Genomic DNA, 203 nt, shown 5'->3' with positions numbered 1-203 from the left:
GTAGTTGGCCAGACCGGCGTGGTGGATCATCACGCCCTTGGGGCGGCCGGTGGAGCCGGAGGTGTAGATGACGTAGGCCAGCTGCGCCGGATCCGGCACCCGCACCGGGGCGGTGATGGGGCGGCGGGCGATGCGGGCGGCGTGTGCGTCGGTGAGGATGAGGGTGCCCTGGTGGGCGGCGGCGAGGGTGGCGGTGTGGGTGG

Annotated in this window: 1 protein-coding gene; it reads right to left on the bottom strand. The window is 73.9% G+C overall.

Annotated elements, in window-relative coordinates; genetic code table 11:
• Positions 1-203, bottom strand: a 203-nt coding sequence (locus IF54_RS40360) for an AMP-binding protein (RefSeq protein WP_037821315.1), incomplete at both ends; no start/stop codon positions are given.

It is taken from the genome of Streptomyces sp. NRRL B-3229, assembly GCF_000719505.1.
GTDB classification, from domain to species: Bacteria; Actinomycetota; Actinomycetes; order Streptomycetales; family Streptomycetaceae; genus Streptomyces; species Streptomyces griseorubiginosus.
Note: the sequence above shows the minus strand (reverse complement) of the source record. Positions and strands in the feature narration are given on the sequence as shown.